We start from the raw sequence: 18654 nt of genomic DNA, 5'->3' as shown, positions 1-18654 counted from the left end.
ATTAAATATATAATGAAAAATATACCAAGTGTAAATTTAGCTGATTTTCTATCTGAAGATCCTAAAAGAAAAGAAAAATTCATAAAAGAAATTGGCGAAGCCTATGAAGAAATTGGCTTTGTAGCATTAAAAGGCCACTTTTTATCTGACGAACTGTCTAGTAATTTATATAAAGAAGTAACTGCTTTTTTTGATTTACCAAATGAAGTAAAAGAATCCTATGAAATTGATGGTATTGGCGGACAACGTGGCTACACTTCTTTTGGAAAAGAAAGTGCAAAAGGGAAAAAAGAAGGAGACTTAAAAGAGTTTTGGCATTTTGGACAAGAAGTTGTTGGAAATGAAAAACTGAAAGCAGAATATCCAAAAAACGTAATGGTAAATGAAATTCCAAATTTTAATAAAACTGGAATAGAAGCCTATAAAATGTTAGAAAAAACAGCCATTTATGTTTTAAGAGCTTTAGCTTTATATATTGGTTTGAATGAAAAATATTTTGACCAATACGTAATAAATGGAAATAGTATTTTACGCCCAATTCACTACCCTCCTATTATTGGTGAGCCAAAAGGTGCTGTTAGAGCTGCTGCTCACGGAGATATTAATTTAATAACATTATTAATGGGCGCATCAGCTTCAGGTTTAGAAGTTCTAAATAAAAAGGGCGAATGGATTCCTGTAACTGCACTTCCTGAGCAATTAGTAATTAATGTGGGCGATATGCTAGAGCGTTTAACAAATAATAAATTGCGTTCAACCATACACCGTGTTGTAAATCCACCGAGAGAAGATTGGGACAAACCTCGCTACTCTATTCCATTTTTTACTCATCCAATAAGTGAAATGAAATTAAATTGTTTACCAGAATGTATTACAGAAACACATCCAAAAGTGTATGATGATATAACAGCAGGTGAATTTTTAAATGAACGTTTAAGAGAATTAGGCTTATTAAAATGATTTCAAAAAAAGTAATTTCATTTTTTACATTTGGTGTTTTTCTAATTATTGCAGGAACCATTTTAAAAGTTGCAAAAAACCCTCAGGCAAGCCTTATTTTAGCTACGGGTTTAGTATTTGAATTATTGGCTGCCCTAATATTTATTTGGAATAAACTTCAAAAAAAGTAATATTTCCATTACCTTAGATGATTAAATAATGAGTAAAAAGAAATTAAATAGCTTAGACGATTTAGGAGGATTTGTTTTTTCTACAAATAACAATTTTGAATTTGAAAGCGAAATACCAGAAGAAACTTTAGCACCAAAAAAGCAATTTTTAGAAGCACATTTTTCTAACAAAGGAAGAGGTGGTAAAACAGTTACTATAATCTCAGGTTTTGTTGGAACAGAAGATGATTTAAAATCTTTAGGAAAACTACTAAAAACAAAATGTGGTGTTGGTGGAAGTATTAAAGATAATGAAATTATAATTCAAGGGAATTATAGAGATAAAATAATGGAAATCCTTAAAAAAGAAGGATATAATATAAAACGCGTTGGCGGATAAATTTATGAACAAAATAGCAGCTTCAGAGCTAATTTTAAACCCAGATGGTAGTGTTTATCATTTAAACTTAAAACCAGAAAATATTGCTACAAACATTATTTTTGTTGGCGATCAAAATAGAGTACCAAAAATAACTGCACATTTTGATAGTGTTGAGTTTGAAACTCAAAAAAGAGAATTCAGAACCATTACAGGAACCTATAAAGGAACAAAAATATCGGTAATTTCAACAGGAATTGGTCCTGATAATATTGATATTGTAATGAATGAATTAGATGCTTTGGTAAATATTGATTTAGAAACCAGAACACTAAAAAAAGAACATGTACAATTAAATATTGTTAGAATTGGAACTTCAGGTTCTTTACAAAAAGATATTCCTGTTGATAGTTTTGTATTAGCAAAGTACGGTTTAGGTTTTGACGGGATGCTACTTTCCTATGATTGTGAACATATTCTTGAAAAAGATTTTGAAGATTTATTTATTAAACATACCGATTGGTGTCCAAGAAAAGCACGTCCGTACGTAGTAAAAAACAGTGAAGAATTGGAGCAAAAGTTAACTAGTGATAAAGTTTTTATTGGCGTAACTGCAACTGCTGGAGGTTTTTACGGTCCACAAGGTCGGGTTTTACGTTTAGCACTGCAAGATCCAGATTTAAATAATAAAATTGATAATTTTGAATTTAATGGTGTAAGAATTACAAATTTAGAAATGGAAACATCAGCAATTTATGGATTATCTAAACTATTAGGTCATAATGCGTGTTCTATGAATGCAATTATAGCCAACAGAGCAAATGGTACTTTTAGCGAAAACCCATATAAACCAGTTGAAGAGTTAATATTATACACTTTAACTAAATTGGTTTCATAAAATAAATTCGTATATTCATTCGTTATATACTTAAATTAAACAAACAATGAAAAAAATAGCAATTCAATTAGTAGCGTTTACATTTACTCTAATATTAATTTCTTGTAATGCTTCAAAAAAAGGGTGTGGTTTAACTAGTGATGCAAATAAAATAGAACAACCCTCTGCCAATGAAAATACTTTAATATCGTAAGTAAAATAACAACTTATTTCAAAGTAAAAATATAAATCCGCTTTTTAGCGGATTTTTTGTTATTAATAAGAAAATAAAAAATTAAATTTAGGCTTTTATTTTTTAATTAAAAATCCAATCTTTTCATGAGAACTCTAAAAAAAGTATTAAACGTCTTTATAATATTAGCTAGTTTTATTGTTAATGCTCAAAACAACACATATTTCACTCTAAATCCAACCTTAACACCTAATGCCGACGCCATTATATTTAGTTACGAAGGAGATCTTTGGAAAGTAAATACAGAAGGTGGGAATGCCTACCGACTTACTGCTATGCAAGGTGATGAAACAGCACCAAGCGTTTCACCAGATGGAAAATGGTTAGCGTTTTCAAGCAACCAATTTGGAAATAATGATGTTTATATAATGCCTTTAGATGGTGGAGCTATAAAACAACTTAGTTTTCATGAAAGCGACGATATGGTAAGTTCATGGAGCTGGGATAACAAAACCATTTATTTCACATCAGGCAGGTACAATAACATTGCTACATATAGCGTAACTATTGCTGGAGAAACACCTAAAAGATTGTTTGACCATTTTTTTAACACCGTTCACAACGTTGTTGAAAATCCTAAAACCGATGAAATATTTTTTAATGAATCATGGGAAAGTAGCATGTTTGCACATAGAAAACGATATAAAGGCGATTTCAATCCTGATATAAAATCGTATAATTTAAAAACCAAAGAATACAAAGAATATACAAATTATAGAGGAAAAGATTTTGGTGTTACTTTTGATAAAAATGGAAAACTCTATTTTAAATCGGATGAAGCTAATGGCGAATACAATTTATATATGTTGGAAAATGGAAATAAAAAACAATTAACCAACTTTTCAACTTCTATTATGTGGCCAAAAGTTAGTGCTAATGGTGAAAAAATTGTTTTTAGAAAAGATTATCAAATTTTTGTATATGATGTAAAAACCGCAAAAACTACAGTTCCTACTATTCAAATTTATTCAAATAACACTTTAAATAAAGAACAATCATACAATGTAAAAGGTGAAATCACCTATTTTGATATTTCACCCGATGAAACAAAAATGGCATTTGTATCTAGAGGAAAATTATTTGTTTCAGATATAAAAGGCAAGTTTATGAAGGAAATTAACACCAACATTAATGAAGCTGTACAAGAAGTAAAATGGCTAGCTAATAATAAGACTTTAATATTTTCACAATCAGATAAAGGCTATTACAATTGGTTTACAATAAATGCTGATGACCAATCAAAAGCAAAACAATTAACAAAAAATACCATGAACAACCGTCAGCTTACTTTTAATAGTGATCGTTCTCAAGGAGTTTATTTAAGTGGAAGAAATAATATTTGTTTAATTGATTTAAAAACTTTAAAAAGTGACATTATTGTAACCGATGAACTTTGGGGGTTTTACAACTCTGACCCACTTTTTTCACCAGATGACAAGTTCATACTTTACAATGCAAAACGAGATTTTGAAAATGATGTTTTTGTTTATAATATGGCTTCAAAAAGTATCTCAAATTTAACAAACACAAAAGTTTCTGAGTCCTCACCTATTTGGTCTCCTGACGGGAAGTTTATTTACTTTGCTTCGGACAGAACCCAACCTGGTTATCCGTTTGGAACAAGTAATGGTAAAATATTTCAAATGGCTTTAGATAAATACAATACTCCGTTTAAAATAGATAAATACACCGATTTATTTAAAGAGGAAGCTAAAAAAGACGCCAAAAAAGATAAAGATTCAGCCAATGCCTTAAAAAAAGACAAACCAGTTGTAAAAATTAATACAACCGATTTAATGGAGCGTTTAACTTTGGTTAGTCCTAGTTTTGGAGAACAACAGAGTCCCGCAATTTTTCAAAAAGATGACAAAACAATTGTGATGTATATTTCAAATCACAGTGAAGGAAAATCACAACTTTGGAAAACAACTTTAGAACCTTTTGAAAAAGATAAATCTGAAAGAATTAGTGATAAGACAATTAGCAATTATCAATTAGTTAATGCCAAAAAAGGAAATTATATTCTAATTGGTGGAACTATTAACACCATTGATATTACTGAAAATAAGTTGAAAGAAATTGAAATCTCTTATAAATTCAATAAAACACTTTCTAACGAATTTAGTCAAATGTATTATGAAGCTTGGGCTGGAATGGAAGAAAATTTTTACAACGAAAATTTCCATGGTCAAAATTGGGAAAAATTACGTGATCAATACGCAACTTACCTACCATATGTAAGCAGTAGAGCAAATTTACGATTGATTTTTAACGATATGTTGGGTGAACTTAACACCTCGCATTTCGGATTTAATTCAAACGGAGATGAAGAAAAAGTATATCACGGCACCAAAACATTAGCTACGGGTATTGTTTTCGAAAATAACAATCCTTTTGTTGTAGAACGCATTATAAAACAAGGTCCTACGGATTATTCAGATATAAATATTAGAAATGGAGATAAATTAATTGCCGTAAATGGATTAACTATCAACACCTCTGAAAACAGAGAAAAATTATTTGCTTCACCCGATTTTTCTGATGAAATAACACTTACTTTTAAAAGAAATGATTCTAATTACGATGTAAAATTACATCCTGCTTCTAACAATAGTGTTCGTGATTTAATTTATGACGAATGGCAAGATGCCAACCAACATTACGTAAATTTAAATTCTGATAATAAAATTGCCTATGTGCATATGAAAAATATGAGTGGTGAAGAATTACAAAAATTTAAAGAAGATTTGGTGAGCGACGAAGCTTATAAAAATGGTTTAATTTTAGATTTACGTTATAATAGAGGTGGAAATGTACACGATGAAGTTTTGAAATTTTTAAGTCAGAAAACCTATTTAAATTGGAAATACCGTGAAGGGAAATTAACCGGACAAGCCAATTTTAATTATGGCCACAAACCAATTGTATTACTAATTAACGAACAATCTTTGTCAGATGCTGAAATGACAGCTGCAGGTTTTAAAGAATTAAAATTAGGAACTATTGTAGGAACAGAAACTTACCGATGGATTATTTTTACTTCAGGAAAAAGTTTGGTTGATGGTTCCTATTACCGCTTACCATCATGGGGTTGTTATACTTTAGATGGTAAAAATTTAGAGTCTGAAGGTGTTTCCCCTGATGTTTATGTTAAAGAAAATTTTAAAGATCGTTTAGATGGCAAGCAACCACAATTGGATAAAGCTATTGAAATAATATTAAAAGAATTGAATAAATAGCTCAATTACTTTTATTTAAATTGAAAGATTGTATCTTTGCATCGTTTAAAAAAATAAGAAAATGAATAACGGATTATACGCAAAATTTAACACCTCAAAAGGTGCTATAGTAGTAAATTTAGAATTTGAAAAAACTCCTGGAACAGTTGGTAACTTTGTTGCTTTGGCTGAAGGAAATTTAGAAAATAATTCAAAACCACAAGGTAAACCTTATTATAATGGTTTAAAATTTCATAGAGTTATTGCTGATTTTATGATTCAAGGAGGTTGTCCACTTGGAACTGGAACTGGTTCGCCTGGTTATAGTTTTGATGATGAATTTCATCCAGAACTAAAACACAACACTCCAGGTATTTTATCTATGGCAAACTCTGGACCTGCATCTAATGGAAGTCAATTTTTTATTACCCATGTTGCTACACCTTGGTTAGATAATAAACATACTGTTTTTGGAAATGTTATTGAAGGACAAGATGTTGTAGATGCCGTTGCTCAAAATGACATTTTAGAATCTATTGAAATAATTAGAGTTGGTGAAGCTGCTGAAAAGTTTAATGCTGTGGAAGCTTTTAGAACTTTTGAAGGTTCAAGAGCAAAAAGAGAAGCGGAAGCAAAAGCTGCAATGAAAAAACAAATGGATGAAATTGCTGCTGGATATGAAGAAACTCCTAGTGGATTACGTTATAAAATATTACAAGAAGGTACTGGTAAAAAAGCTACAAAAGGAAACACTGTTTCTGTTCATTATAAAGGTCAGTTATTAGATGGTCAAGTTTTTGATTCATCGTATCAACGTAAAGAGCCAATTGAATTTCAGATTGGTGTGGGTCAAGTAATTGCAGGTTGGGATGAAGGAATTTTATTGTTAAATGTTGGTGATAAAGCTCGTTTTGTGATACCTTCAAATTTAGCTTATGGAAGTCGCGGTGCTGGTGGAGTTATTCCTCCTGACGCAACTTTAATTTTTGATGTTGAGTTAATGAAAGTTAAATAAAACTTTTAGTACTAAAAATATTTAAAATCGTCTAACCTTGCAAAGGTCTAGGCGATTTTTTAATTTTATCATTCTCATTCATTTCTTCTATTATGAAAAAAACATCATTTTACGCATTTATAATTACAATATTATTTATGAGTTGTAATTCTAAAACAAACAGTCCAGAATTTATTAAAAACAATACTGGGCGTTATTTATATAATTCTGATGAAATAATAGAAGTTTATTTTAACAATACTGAATTATTTTTAAAATGGCATGGTGCTGCTGAAATTCAACCTTTAAAAGTTGATGAAAACACTTTTTATGTGAAGGAAATGAATGAGAAAATTCAATTCAAAAAAAATCCAGAAAATAATATTAGCTATATTGTGTTAGTTCCAAAAAATGAAAAAGACCAATTTCAATATAATTTTAGAAAATTAAATGATGATGAAAAAACGCCCACTGAATATTTATTAAATAATGAATTTGATAAAGCCCTAGAAGCTTATCAATCAATTAAACAACATGATTCTTTAGATCCAATAATTGAAGAAGCTTATTTAAACCGATTGGGGTATAATGAACTAAAAAATAAAAACTTTTCAAAAGCTTTGGCTGTTTTTAAAATAAACATGGCTTTGTATCCAAACAGTTCAAATACATATGACAGCTATGCAGATGCTTTATTTAAAAAAGGTGACACTATTGAGGCTATTGAATATTACAAAAAGTCTTTAACTTTAGATTCTGGAAACAGCAATGCTATAAGACAAATTAAACGCTTAGAAAAGAAGGAATAAAATGTTAGAAAAATTAAAATATCCAATTGAGCAACCAGTAATTCCTAAAAATATTTTAGAAAAAGACATTGTTAACTGGATTAAAACAATTGAAAATTTTCCTACACAACTAGAAAATATAACAGTTCATTTATCTGAAGTTCAATTAAATACGACTTATAGAGAAAATGGATGGACAATCAGGCAAGTTGTTCATCATTGTGCTGATAGTCACTTAAATAGTTATATTCGTTTTAAATGGGCTTTAACAGAAGACCAACCAATAATAAAAGCTTATTATGAAGATAAGTGGGCTGAATTGTTTGATAGTAAAACCGCTCCAATAGCATTGTCTATAAACTTTTTAAAAGCTTTACATGCTAAATGGGTGTACTTCTTAAAAGGTTTAACTACCGAAGATTTAACTAAAACATTTATTCATCCAGAAAGTAATAAACATATTAAATTATCTGAAAATATTGGCATATATGCTTGGCATTGCAACCATCATTTTGCACATATCAACAATTTAATTATTTCCAAAAAGTGGTAATTATTTTTTAATGACGATGTCTTCTACTTTCTCCTGAATCTCTTTTGCTTTCTTTACCTGTTGGTGGTTTCATGCTATATGTAAAACTTAGCATTGCATAAGTACCAAGACTTTTCTTAAAAGTTTCTTCAAAATAATTATCAGAACTCACCCTATCAATTTCAATATTTTTATCTAAAATATCCAATACTTGAAACTTTAAATTCCCTCGTTTCCCTTTCAAAAAAGCATATTCTACAGCTACATTCCAAATTGGAACTGTTTGTGAATCAAAATTATTGTCGGTATATAAAGAATAATCAAATTGTGTATTAAAATTTATACTGTTTGTAATATCCCAATCAAATTTTGAATAATAGTTTTGTTTAAAATAATCTCTATTTCTGTCTTGCAAAGAATAGGTTGTTTTATCAAAATCATAATTAGCACCAATGGTAATGTCAATATTATTTTTAACATCATTACTTAAACTCAACCCAAAACTATTACTATTTGTGTTGGTTTTATTATATGCACCATCAATAATTGTAGTATAATCGTTTATACTTGAACTTACTCTAAACGTATATCTAATAGGCAGCCCTTTAATTTTGTTCCCAAAATGAACCATTCCTCTAAAATTAGATTTATCTCCATAATTTTCATAAGATCTGCTTGAAACATAATTTTCATCTACACTTCTATTAGTTACAATAGCATTGGTGGTTTTACTATAATTTAAATAACTAAAAAAACTAGCAGTACTTTTAAAGTTATGAGAGTACAAACGTAGATTTAAATTATCTGATTCTTCTGGTGTTAAGTTTGGATTTCCTACTGAAATTGATAATGGATTAAAATCGTTTAAAATTGGAGAAATCTGACTTGAACTTGGTAAAGAAGTTGATTTATTATACCTAAATCTTAGATTTTTCCCTTTTTTATACTCATAATTTACGGTTGTACTTGGTAAAAAATGATCATATTTTTTATTGATATTTGAATTAGAATCAATGTCTAACTTTTGTTTCATAGTTTCAAAACTCCCAGACAAATACACCTGAATTTTATCTTTACTATACACATAACCTAACTGATTTTCAAATATTTGATTTGCATAATCTAATTGATAGATAAATGGATTTTGAGCAATTGTATTTATAGTTTTTGTTTGATCTAAACTTTCATCACTTGTATTATTTTCATAACTAGTTGAAAAACTTATTAAATGATGTTCAATAATTGGCTCCATATATCTAAAAGAAACATCATAATTTAATCCTTTATTGCGCTCTTTTCTTTCTGTTGTTTCATCAGATTCAGAATAAGAAGTTATATCTGAAACATTATATTTTGTGGTTGAATTTTGATAATTTACATCATCATTATCTGAAAAAGAAATACCACTTCTAAGTCTAATATTACGTCCTTTTTCATTGATTTTTTTTCGATATGAAAAATTTAATTTTCCGCTATTCCTTATATCATCACTACTCGTAGATCTATTACTATTAGTGTCTTCAATTTTAGTTTCATCAAAAAACACTGTTGAACTAGTGTTTGATGAACTCCGAGTATCGTTTTTAAAATTCCCTCTAAATTCTAAATAAGCATCCTTTTTAGATCTGTCGCGTACACTAAAATTTACATTATGGTTGTCGGAAATATTTTCGCTTGTATTCTCATTTTCAGTAGTAAACGAAGTTTCACTTGTAAACTCGGTTCTATTAGAATTCTCTTCCTGTTCTCTGTCTGAATGTCCAAAATGATAATCTAAATTAAAATTTAAATCCTTCTTAAACTCATAATTATAGTTAGCTCCAGCAGTTCCTGTTGTTAAAAAACCACTATTATCGCCTCTGCTCCCATCTCTACTAAAAACTGCCGCTCCTGTATTATTAATGTTATTTAAATTTCCAAATAATGCTAATTGAGAATTTTTTGTAAATCTATTAATATCAAAGTTAGTTGTATATCTGTCATTAGTACCTATTCCTACTCCCATTTTACCAAAATAACCTGTTTTTTTACCGTCTTCTAAAACCAGATTTATAATTTTTGTTTTTTCACCATCTTTAATTCCTGTAGTTCTGGCATCATCACTTTCTTCATCTATAATTTGAACACTTTTAATAGCATCTGCAGTTAAATTTTTTAATGCAATAGTTGGGTCGTTATTAAAAAATTCCTTTCCATCTACCAAAATTTTAGTAATTTCTTGTCCTTGAGCAGTAACCGATCCATCTGTACCTATTTGAACACCAAGCAGTTTCTTAATTAAATCTTCCACATTATCATCCTGCCTAACTTTAAAAGCTTTGGCATTAAATGCAACCGTATCTTGTTTAATTTTAATTGGCACAATAGCATTTACAACTACTTCATTCAAGTTATTTACTTCCTTATCTAATTTAATGGTGCCTAAATTTATAGGAGTATTTGTAACTTTCAAAACTCTTTGGTTGGCTTGGTAGGTCATTAAAAACACCTGAAATAGATACGTGTTTTCTTTAAAATCAGACAGCTCAAACCTTCCATCTGCACCAGTTGTTGTATACTTAATTAATAATGAATCTTTTTGTTGTAATAATGCAATAGACGCAAATTCTAGTGGATTATTATCCTCATCAACAACCAAACCCTTAATACTTTGAGCTTGAGAATTTATACCAATACTTAAAATTGTAATTAATAAAAGGAGCGTTTTAATAATTGTATAATTGAAGTTTGAAAATTTAAAAATCATAGTAGTTTCTACTTTTTTAATATCTTTGAGAAAATAGTCAGCCATTTTCACAAAGTTGACTCATTTTTATTAAAAAAATAGTTAATAAGTGTTAACATAATTTTAAAATGAAAAATTTGCAAACTTGGTTTGATGAATATGCCGTAAGTCATCAAAATAAAACAAATCAATTAATCCATTATATATGTGTTCCTGCTATCTTTTTTAGCATTGTAGGTATGTTAATGAGTATCCCATCAACAACAATTGAAACTGTTTTAAACATAAATAATCCCATTTTAGAAAATTGGGCTGCTGTTATTCTTAGTATTTTGTTATTATTTTATCTTCGTTTATCATTTTCTACATTTTTAAAAATGTTTGTTTTTTCTGCAATATGTTTAATTGGAAACCGTTATTTATCTGATGTTTTTCCTTTATTTTACACTTCTCTGATTATTTTTGTAGTTGCATGGATTGGTCAATTTTATGGCCATAAAATAGAAGGAAAAAAACCATCATTTTTTAAAGATTTACAATTTTTACTCATTGGTCCAGCTTGGGTTTTTGAAAAATTAACAAATAGCAACCACTAAATTATTTTATGAATAAAATTACATTATTATTATTTCTTATTATTTACAATTTAAGTTTCTCTCAACAAAAAGATTATGAAGTAATTAACACTTCTGTCAATTCAAAATTTGCGGAATTGGGTGCTACCTTTTTAAATAATAATACAATAGTATTTGCATCATCAAAAAAAGTGGATGATGATAAAAATTTCATGAAAGATAGAAGAAAAAATAATAGTCAATCATTTTTAGAATTTTATATAGGTACAATTACCGAAAATGGAGATATTTTAGAAACTGGTAAATTTTCTAATGAAATAAAAAATAAATTTTTTGAAGCGGATATTACCTTTAGTCAAGATTTAAAAACGGTGTATTTTACTTGGAATAATTTTTATAGTATTGAAAGTAAAGAAGATGTAGAAAAATGGAAAACATTAAGAATTGTAAAAGCCACAATTAACGAAAACTTTGAAACAAGCAATATTGTATTTCTTCCTTTTAACAGTGATAAATATTCTGTAAGAAGTCCAATTTTAAGTAATAATGGAAAAAAACTATTTTTTGTTTCTGATATGCCAGGTGGTTATGGTGAAAGCGATATTTATTATGTAGATATTTTAAATGATGGAACATACGGAACTCCAGTAAATTTAGGCCCTAATATTAATTCTGCTTACAGTGAGCAATATCCAACTATAGACGCTAATTCTAACTTATATTTTTCAACTATTGGAAATTTAGGAATGGGTGGTTTAGATATTTTTAAGAGTGAATTTAAAAATGGAGAGTACCAAAAAGCACAAAATTTACCTGAACCAATTAATAGTAAATTTGACGATTTTGGTTTTATATATAATAATACAACAAATACAGGTTATTTTACTTCTAACAGAAAAGATGGGATTGGAGATGTTGATATTTATGCTTTTGTACCCAAAGAAATCATATGTGCACAAGAAATTGTTTTTAATTTTATTGATGAAAAAACCAAAAAAGAAATTTCAAATTTAACTATTTCTTTAACAACTGATATAGAAAATATTGACGTCTTATCAGACAGCAATAATTCAACCTATAAAACACCACTAAAATGCAACACTACATATAAATTAGTGGCTGAAAAAGAAAATTATCTCCCCTTTGAAACCTTTATTATTACAAATGATATTTTAAATAAAAAAATAGTAGAAACTTTTAAATTAACGCCTTTAGATTGCAATCAGGTTGTTGAAGTGCAGATAAATTTTGAAGGTAAAAAGGAAATTATTGAAAGTGGTAATGTTTTAATAGTTGACAATAAGGGTTCTGTAATTACACAACCCATCAATGATAATCATCCAATTTCTTTTAAAGCCAATTGCAATACTTCCTATAAAATTGTAGCCAATGCAAAAAATTATATTCAATCTGACATTGAATTCACAACAGATGGAACTTATAATAAACAATTAAAAAAAGAAATTACACTTACGAAAACACCATGCTTTCAAAAAATTGCAGGTACTGTTAAAAGCATTCAAAATTTACCAATTATTTCTAATGTTTCTTTAATAGTAGATGGAAAATTAATTGAAAAGCAAATTACAGATAATTTTAGTTTTAATGTAAACTGTAATACGTCATACATTCTACTAGCAGAAGCCAACAACTATAATAGTACTGAAATTTTAGTTAAAACTGGCGAAGCATTAAACACTGTAAATAACATATCAATTTCATTAAAACCAAAATTATGCAATCAAAATATTGAAATAATTGCTTTCAATAAAGAAACAAATCAACAATTAAAAAATTCAAAAATTTCCATTTATAGCAATAACAATTTATTAGATGAGAAATACATTGTAAATAATAATACCTTAATTTTTAATGCTGATTGTAATACTAATTATAAAATAATTGGAGCGTCAGAAAACTTTGAAACTACAGAAATTGAATTTAATACAGACGACTCTTTTGGCTCTAGTACAACTAAAAAATTATTTTTAAATCCAATGGTATGCAACCAATTTATAAATGGAAACTTAATTAGTGAATCATCTAATTTTGAACTTAAAAATGCAAGCGTTTCATTATTTTCAAATGGTGTTTTAATAGAACAAAAAAATGTAACTGACTTAAATACATATAGTTTCAATTTAAATTGCAATACTTCTTATAAAATTATTGCATCGGCAAATAATTTTGAAAATGGTGAAATAGCATTTCAAACTACTAAGGATAATAAAGTTACAATTGAAAAATCAATTTCATTAAAACCAAAATTATGTCCTCAAAAAATTAAAATTATTGCTTTCAATAAAGAAACGAATCAACAATTAAAAAACACAAAAATTTCCATTTATAGCAATAACAATTTATTAGATGAGAAATACATTGTAACTAATAACCCATTAATTTTTAATGTGGCATGCAATACTAATTATAAAATTATTGGTGAAGCGGAAAATTTTGAAGCTACACAAATTGAATTTAAAACAGATGCTACTTTTGGCAATAGTACAACTCAAAAATTATTTTTAAATCCAATTGAATGCAACCAAAGTTTAAATGGAAACTTAATTAGTGAATCATCTAATTTTGAAATTAAAAATGCAACCGTTTCGTTATTTTCCAATAATATTTTAATAGAACAAAAAGAGGTCACTAATGTAAATACATTCAGTTTTAGTTTAAATTGCAACACTTCTTATAAAATTATAGTATCGGCAAATAATTTTGAAAACGGTGAAATAGCTTTTGAAACTACTAAGGATAATAAAGTTACAATTGAAAAAACTATTATCTTAACTCCAAAAAACTGTACTCAAAAAATTGAAATTATTACTTTCAATAAAGAAACGAATGAACAATTAAAAAACACAAAAATCTCCATTTATAGCAATAACAATTTATTAGATGAGAAATATATTATAACTAATAACGCCTTCATTTTTAATGCAGCATGCAATACTAATTATAAAATTATTGGTGAAGCGGAAAATTTTGAGTCTGATGAAATTGAATTTAATACAGATGCAACTTTTAATTCCACAGCAACTAAACAACTGTTTTTAACTCCAATAATATGCAATCAAAATTTAAATGGAAACTTAGTTAGTGAATCAACCAATTTTGAAATTAAAAATGCAACAGTTTCGTTATTTTCAAATAATATTTTAATAGAACAAAAAGAGGTCACTAACTTAAATACATTCAGTTTTAGTTTAAATTGCAATACTTCTTATAAAATTATAGCATCGGCAAATAATTTTGAAAACGGTGAAATGGTGTTTGAAACTAACGCAGATAATGACGTTATAATTGAAAAAACAATTACGTTATCTCCAAAAAAATGCAAACAGAAATTTGAAGTTATTGTTTTTAATAAACAAACAAATCAACAGTTAAAAAACACAAAAATATCCATTTATAGTAATAACAATTTATTGGATGAGAAATATATAGTAAATACTAATACCTTAATTTTTAATGCAGATTGCAATACCAATTATAAAATTATTAGTGAAGCAGAAAATTTTGAGTCTGATGAAATTGAATTTACTACCGATTTAACCTATGATGCTAGTTCAACTAAACAGCTGTTTTTAACCCCTAAACCTTGTAATCAAAATTTATTAATTTCAATTTTTAATAAAGAAACCAAAGAACCTTTATTCGGATCAAAATTAATTGTCTATAAAAATAATGAAATTTTAAAAACGCACTCCTTATTAAATGACGCTACTTTTAATTTAGAATTATCGTGTGACACTAATTATAATTTAAAAATTGAATTAGAAAAATTTGATACTCAACAATTTGAATTTCAAACCACTAATATTTATAACAGTCAATTAGTAAAGGATATTTATTTAACTCCATCTATTGAATATGTAACTTTAGGTGGCCAAAAATTAATTAACACAAATAATATTTATTTTGATTTAGATAAAGATAATATTAGACCTGATGCAGCTATTGAATTAAACAAAGTAATCAGTTACCTAATAAATAATCCCGAAGTAAAAATTGAAGTAAAATCACATACAGATAGTAGAGCTCCAGATAATTATAACTTAAAACTATCCGAAGGAAGAGCAGCTTCAGTTATGAGTTATATTATTTCAAAAGGTATTGATGCATCTAGAGTTACAGGAAAAGGTTATGGCGAAACTCAACTTATTAATAATTGTGCTAATGGTGTAAAATGTACAGAAGCTGAACATCAATTAAATAGAAGAACCGAATTTGTTATTATTGAATAAATAAAAATGAAAACAGAAATTACTTTTGAGGATTTTGCAAAGTTAGACATACGCGTAGGAACTATTATTGAAGTAAATGATTTTCCAAATGCCAGAAAACCAGCGTACCAATTAACTATAGATTTTGGTACTTTGGGTATTAAAAAATCCAGCGCACAAATAACAGATTTGTACACTAAAAATCAATTACTTCATAAACAAATAACTGCTATTGTTAACTTTCCTAAAAAACAAATTGCCAATTTTTTTAGCGAATGTTTAGTTTTAGGCATAAAAAATAATAACCAGGAAATTGTATTGTTACATCCCTCAAATCCATCCATAAAAAATGGAGAACAAGTAAGTTAATTACATAGTTTTTGCGAAAAATACGGCATTCATTAATAGCTTATTTGTTCCAAACCAAAAACCTCTAAAATTAGTATTGTCCGTAAAAACTACTACACGACCATTACCATTTCTTTTTACTTGAAATGGAACAGTATTTTTAAGTGCATCTAAATTTGTTTTTGATATATAGCCACTTAATAAAGGATTGTTACTATATTTTATGGGATTGTTAAAACTACTTTCATCTGGTTTTATAAAAATTTTGTTGGTTCTAAACATTGCCAACGTAGTATTTGAGTAACCAAAATTAATAGGATGCGATCTATCTAAAATGGTTTCAAAAATAGCACCACCAATTACTTGTCCGCCAAAAAAGTCATTCTTTTCTTCAAAACTAATATTTTTAGCAGTTACTTTTGGCGTTATAAATTCTAGATTTATTAGTTTACTATCTGCAAACAATTTAACTGCATTTTCAAAACCTATTAAAACACCACCTTTTTGAACCCAATCTTGTAGTTTTTTATTGAAGTTTTCATTTATTTTTCCTGAAATATTAGACACAATTATAGTGGTATATTCAGCCAAATCCACTCTATTTAAATAATCTACATCTAATTTTGTAATGTTCATTCTGTAGCGTTGATCAAACAAATGCCAAATTTCACCAGCATCATATGATGAAATTCCATTACCAACTAACAATGCAACTTTTTGCTTGTTAATAAGTTCAAAATGATTGCTTCCTAAATCAATTCCTTCCGTTAATCCTGTTGTAACTCCATCAATATTTAAATGGCAATTTTCGGCAACTTCGTTTAAAAAACTAAATAAATCATTTATATTTAATTGTTGATTTTGAACAGGAATTAAAATAGTTCCATAATCATAACTTTTACCATCAACTAAAAATGGTTTCATTCCAACTTTTGCTCTAATTCCTTTTTGTAGCAATAAATTTAATGCTTTTGGGGCATAATATTCTTGCCATTCCATTACATAAGCATAGGTACTTTTGTTTGAAACCTTTCCTTCTTTTAACTTTAAATTGGTTACCAAATCACCTATTTCAGAAGTGTTTTTCAATTCAGCATAATTTACGTTAAATGCTAACGGAAAAGTCCACGCTGAAATATCATAAAACAAACTATCTTGAAACGTAGTTCGCTTTTCAAACATGGCTTGTAGTAATCTGCTGTTTTTTTGATTTGTTGGAACCATAAAACTCGATTCCTTTTTAAAATTGACTCCATTAGAAGTGAAATCGGCTTTTGGCTTATAAATTTCAATTTTATGTCTTTTTAAAATTTCAGCTAAATGTACTGTTTTGGCAACATCCTTTTCATCACCAAAAACAATGGCTTTTATTGGTTTTTTAGAATTTTCTTTTGAAACATTTTTAAAGAAATTTCGCTGATAATTTAATAGGCTAACTCTCATATTCTCTGCGGCTTCTAATGTAGAAAGTGCCGCAGTAAACTGATTTTTAATGGTAAACGGAAAGGTTAAAACACCGTTTTCTGTTTGCTGTGCGTGCCCTCTAGAACTTCCTTGTTCAAATAAAATTCCAACTGCACCATTTACATCTGGATACGTAGAACCTTTTCCATAATAAAAATCATCATAATTTTCTTCGGTATAGTATAACGAACCTATTTTATCAAAAGCTTTCGCGTGATAGTTCCCAATTTCTTTCGTTAATTGTTGATTTTCAATAGGCGTTAACGGATGTACTCTAGATTGCACTCCTGGTTGAAAAAAGAAGGTTGAATTACTTCCCATTTCATGATGATCTGTTAAAATATTTGGCATCCAACTTCTAAACGTTTCAATACGCGCTTTAGATTCTGGCAATTGCACTGGCAACCAATCTCTATTTAAATCAAACCAATAATGATTTGTTCTTCCACCTGGCCAAACTTCGTGAAACTCTCTATCATTGCTATCCACATTTAAAAAATCACTTTTATTTGTATTTGCCCAATATGCAAAACGTTGTAAACCATCTGGATTTAAAGATGGATCTAGTAAAATAATGGTGTTTTTTAACAATGTTTCAATTTCATTTCCTTGGACAGCAGCTAAATAATACGCCAATACTAAACTTGCATTGGCTCCACTTGGCTCATTTCCGTGAATGGAAAATCCCTGATACACCACCAAAGGCATTTCTTCAACAGCTAATGAATTGCTTTTATTCACTTCCGTTAAATTAAAATGTGCCTCTTTTAAAGCATCTATTTTTTTATGATTTTCAGGAGATGTAATTGTTAATAATACAATTGGGCGACCTTCAAAAGTTTTACCTCTATCTTCAATACTAATTCTATCAGATGCACTTGCAATAACTTTCATATATTCCACCAACTTGTCATGAGTTACGTGCCACTCGCCTATTTTATGTCCCAAAACGCTTTCTGGTGTTGGAATATTTGTATTATACGAACTGTTTTGCGTTAAATAATACGATAAATCAAATTGGTTTTGAGCTTGTAATTGTATTGCTATTAAGGCAAATAGCATTAAAAAATAGTGCTTCATAAAAAAGATGTTTTAACAAATATAGAAATTTCAAGTTGACTTTTAAGTAACTATTATTTTAGTATCTTTCCATTGATTTAAAT

The 18654-nt window shown here is 28.2% G+C and carries 14 protein-coding genes; 12 read left to right on the top strand and 2 right to left on the bottom strand.

Translation table 11 applies throughout. The features are described 5' to 3' along the window. Positions 1-12 precede the first annotated feature (12 nt). From JEY78_RS08725 to JEY78_RS08685, 9 genes are all read left to right on the top strand, one after another. A complete protein-coding gene (locus tag JEY78_RS08725) occupies positions 13-960 on the top strand; it encodes a 2-oxoglutarate and iron-dependent oxygenase domain-containing protein (protein WP_291849660.1) in 948 nt (315 codons plus the stop codon). Further along, on the top strand, positions 957-1130 hold the full coding sequence (locus tag JEY78_RS08720) for a hypothetical protein (protein ID WP_291849657.1): 174 nt from the start codon (positions 957-959) through the stop codon (positions 1128-1130). The genes JEY78_RS08725 and JEY78_RS08720 overlap by 4 nt, the downstream gene beginning before the upstream one ends. Positions 1131-1158: 28 nt before the next feature. Beyond that, on the top strand, positions 1159-1509 hold the full coding sequence (locus tag JEY78_RS08715) for a translation initiation factor (RefSeq protein WP_291849655.1): 351 nt from the start codon (positions 1159-1161) through the stop codon (positions 1507-1509). Positions 1510-1513: 4 nt separating this feature from the next. After that, positions 1514-2386 (top strand): nucleoside phosphorylase, encoded by an 873-nt coding sequence (locus tag JEY78_RS08710; RefSeq protein WP_291849651.1) that lies wholly within the window; start codon positions 1514-1516, stop codon positions 2384-2386. A 46-nt stretch (positions 2387-2432) separates the two neighbouring features. Continuing rightward, positions 2433-2579: a hypothetical protein gene (locus JEY78_RS08705; protein ID WP_291849648.1), complete on the top strand. Its 147-nt coding sequence runs from the start codon at positions 2433-2435 to the stop codon at positions 2577-2579. A 125-nt stretch (positions 2580-2704) separates the two neighbouring features. Beyond that, entirely contained in the window at positions 2705-5857 is a 3153-nt protein-coding gene (locus JEY78_RS08700; protein ID WP_291849645.1) for a S41 family peptidase, read from the top strand. A 61-nt stretch (positions 5858-5918) separates the two neighbouring features. After that, a complete protein-coding gene (locus tag JEY78_RS08695; RefSeq protein WP_291849643.1) occupies positions 5919-6851 on the top strand; it encodes a peptidylprolyl isomerase in 933 nt (310 codons plus the stop codon). Between the two features lie 92 nt (positions 6852-6943). Then, positions 6944-7639: a hypothetical protein gene (locus JEY78_RS08690; RefSeq protein ID WP_291849639.1), complete on the top strand. Its 696-nt coding sequence runs from the start codon at positions 6944-6946 to the stop codon at positions 7637-7639. Position 7640: 1 nt separating this feature from the next. After that, on the top strand, positions 7641-8171 hold the full coding sequence (locus JEY78_RS08685) for a YfiT family bacillithiol transferase (protein WP_291849637.1): 531 nt from the start codon (positions 7641-7643) through the stop codon (positions 8169-8171). Positions 8172-8178: 7 nt separating this feature from the next. Here the strand turns inward: JEY78_RS08685 and JEY78_RS08680 are convergent, their stop codons facing one another. Further along, positions 8179-10941, bottom strand: a complete 2763-nt coding sequence (locus tag JEY78_RS08680) for a TonB-dependent receptor (RefSeq protein ID WP_291849634.1) — start codon at positions 10939-10941, stop codon at positions 8179-8181. A 62-nt stretch (positions 10942-11003) separates the two neighbouring features. On the opposite strand from JEY78_RS08680, the gene JEY78_RS08675 reads away from it, so the two are divergent. From JEY78_RS08675 to JEY78_RS08665, 3 genes are read left to right on the top strand one after another with little or no spacing between them, the layout of a single operon-like run. Then, entirely contained in the window at positions 11004-11471 is a 468-nt protein-coding gene (locus tag JEY78_RS08675; RefSeq protein WP_291849632.1) for a DUF962 domain-containing protein, read from the top strand. Positions 11472-11479: 8 nt separating this feature from the next. Then, positions 11480-15700, top strand: coding sequence for an OmpA family protein (locus JEY78_RS08670; RefSeq protein WP_291849629.1), 4221 nt, complete (start codon positions 11480-11482; stop codon positions 15698-15700). 6 nt (positions 15701-15706) lie between these two features. Next, a complete protein-coding gene (locus JEY78_RS08665; RefSeq protein WP_291849626.1) occupies positions 15707-16048 on the top strand; it encodes a tRNA-binding protein in 342 nt (113 codons plus the stop codon). Here JEY78_RS08665 and JEY78_RS08660 read toward each other — a convergent pair whose 3' ends face one another. After that, on the bottom strand, positions 16049-18571 hold the full coding sequence (locus JEY78_RS08660; protein WP_291849623.1) for a M14 family metallopeptidase: 2523 nt from the start codon (positions 18569-18571) through the stop codon (positions 16049-16051). Between the last annotated feature and the right edge of the window lie 83 nt (positions 18572-18654).

Source organism: Lutibacter sp. (genome assembly GCF_016342705.1).
Classification (GTDB): Bacteria; Bacteroidota; Bacteroidia; order Flavobacteriales; family Flavobacteriaceae; genus Lutibacter.
Note: the sequence above shows the minus strand (reverse complement) of the source record. Positions and strands in the feature narration are given on the sequence as shown.

Excerpts from the sequence above, each read along its gene's own strand:
- JEY78_RS08725 (WP_291849660.1), top strand. The coding sequence starts at position 13 with ATGAAAAATATACCAAGTGTAAATTTAGCTGATTTTCTATCTGAAGAT.
- JEY78_RS08720 (WP_291849657.1), top strand. The coding sequence starts at position 957 with ATGATTTCAAAAAAAGTAATTTCATTTTTTACATTTGGTGTTTTTCTA.
- JEY78_RS08715 (WP_291849655.1), top strand. The coding sequence starts at position 1,159 with ATGAGTAAAAAGAAATTAAATAGCTTAGACGATTTAGGAGGATTTGTT.
- JEY78_RS08710 (WP_291849651.1), top strand. The coding sequence starts at position 1,514 with ATGAACAAAATAGCAGCTTCAGAGCTAATTTTAAACCCAGATGGTAGT.
- JEY78_RS08705 (WP_291849648.1), top strand. The coding sequence starts at position 2,433 with ATGAAAAAAATAGCAATTCAATTAGTAGCGTTTACATTTACTCTAATA.
- JEY78_RS08700 (WP_291849645.1), top strand. The coding sequence starts at position 2,705 with ATGAGAACTCTAAAAAAAGTATTAAACGTCTTTATAATATTAGCTAGT.
- JEY78_RS08695 (WP_291849643.1), top strand. The coding sequence starts at position 5,919 with ATGAATAACGGATTATACGCAAAATTTAACACCTCAAAAGGTGCTATA.
- JEY78_RS08690 (WP_291849639.1), top strand. The coding sequence starts at position 6,944 with ATGAAAAAAACATCATTTTACGCATTTATAATTACAATATTATTTATG.
- JEY78_RS08685 (WP_291849637.1), top strand. The coding sequence starts at position 7,641 with ATGTTAGAAAAATTAAAATATCCAATTGAGCAACCAGTAATTCCTAAA.
- JEY78_RS08680 (WP_291849634.1), bottom strand. The coding sequence starts at position 10,941 with ATGGCTGACTATTTTCTCAAAGATATTAAAAAAGTAGAAACTACTATG.
- JEY78_RS08675 (WP_291849632.1), top strand. The coding sequence starts at position 11,004 with ATGAAAAATTTGCAAACTTGGTTTGATGAATATGCCGTAAGTCATCAA.
- JEY78_RS08670 (WP_291849629.1), top strand. The coding sequence starts at position 11,480 with ATGAATAAAATTACATTATTATTATTTCTTATTATTTACAATTTAAGT.
- JEY78_RS08665 (WP_291849626.1), top strand. The coding sequence starts at position 15,707 with ATGAAAACAGAAATTACTTTTGAGGATTTTGCAAAGTTAGACATACGC.
- JEY78_RS08660 (WP_291849623.1), bottom strand. The coding sequence starts at position 18,571 with ATGAAGCACTATTTTTTAATGCTATTTGCCTTAATAGCAATACAATTA.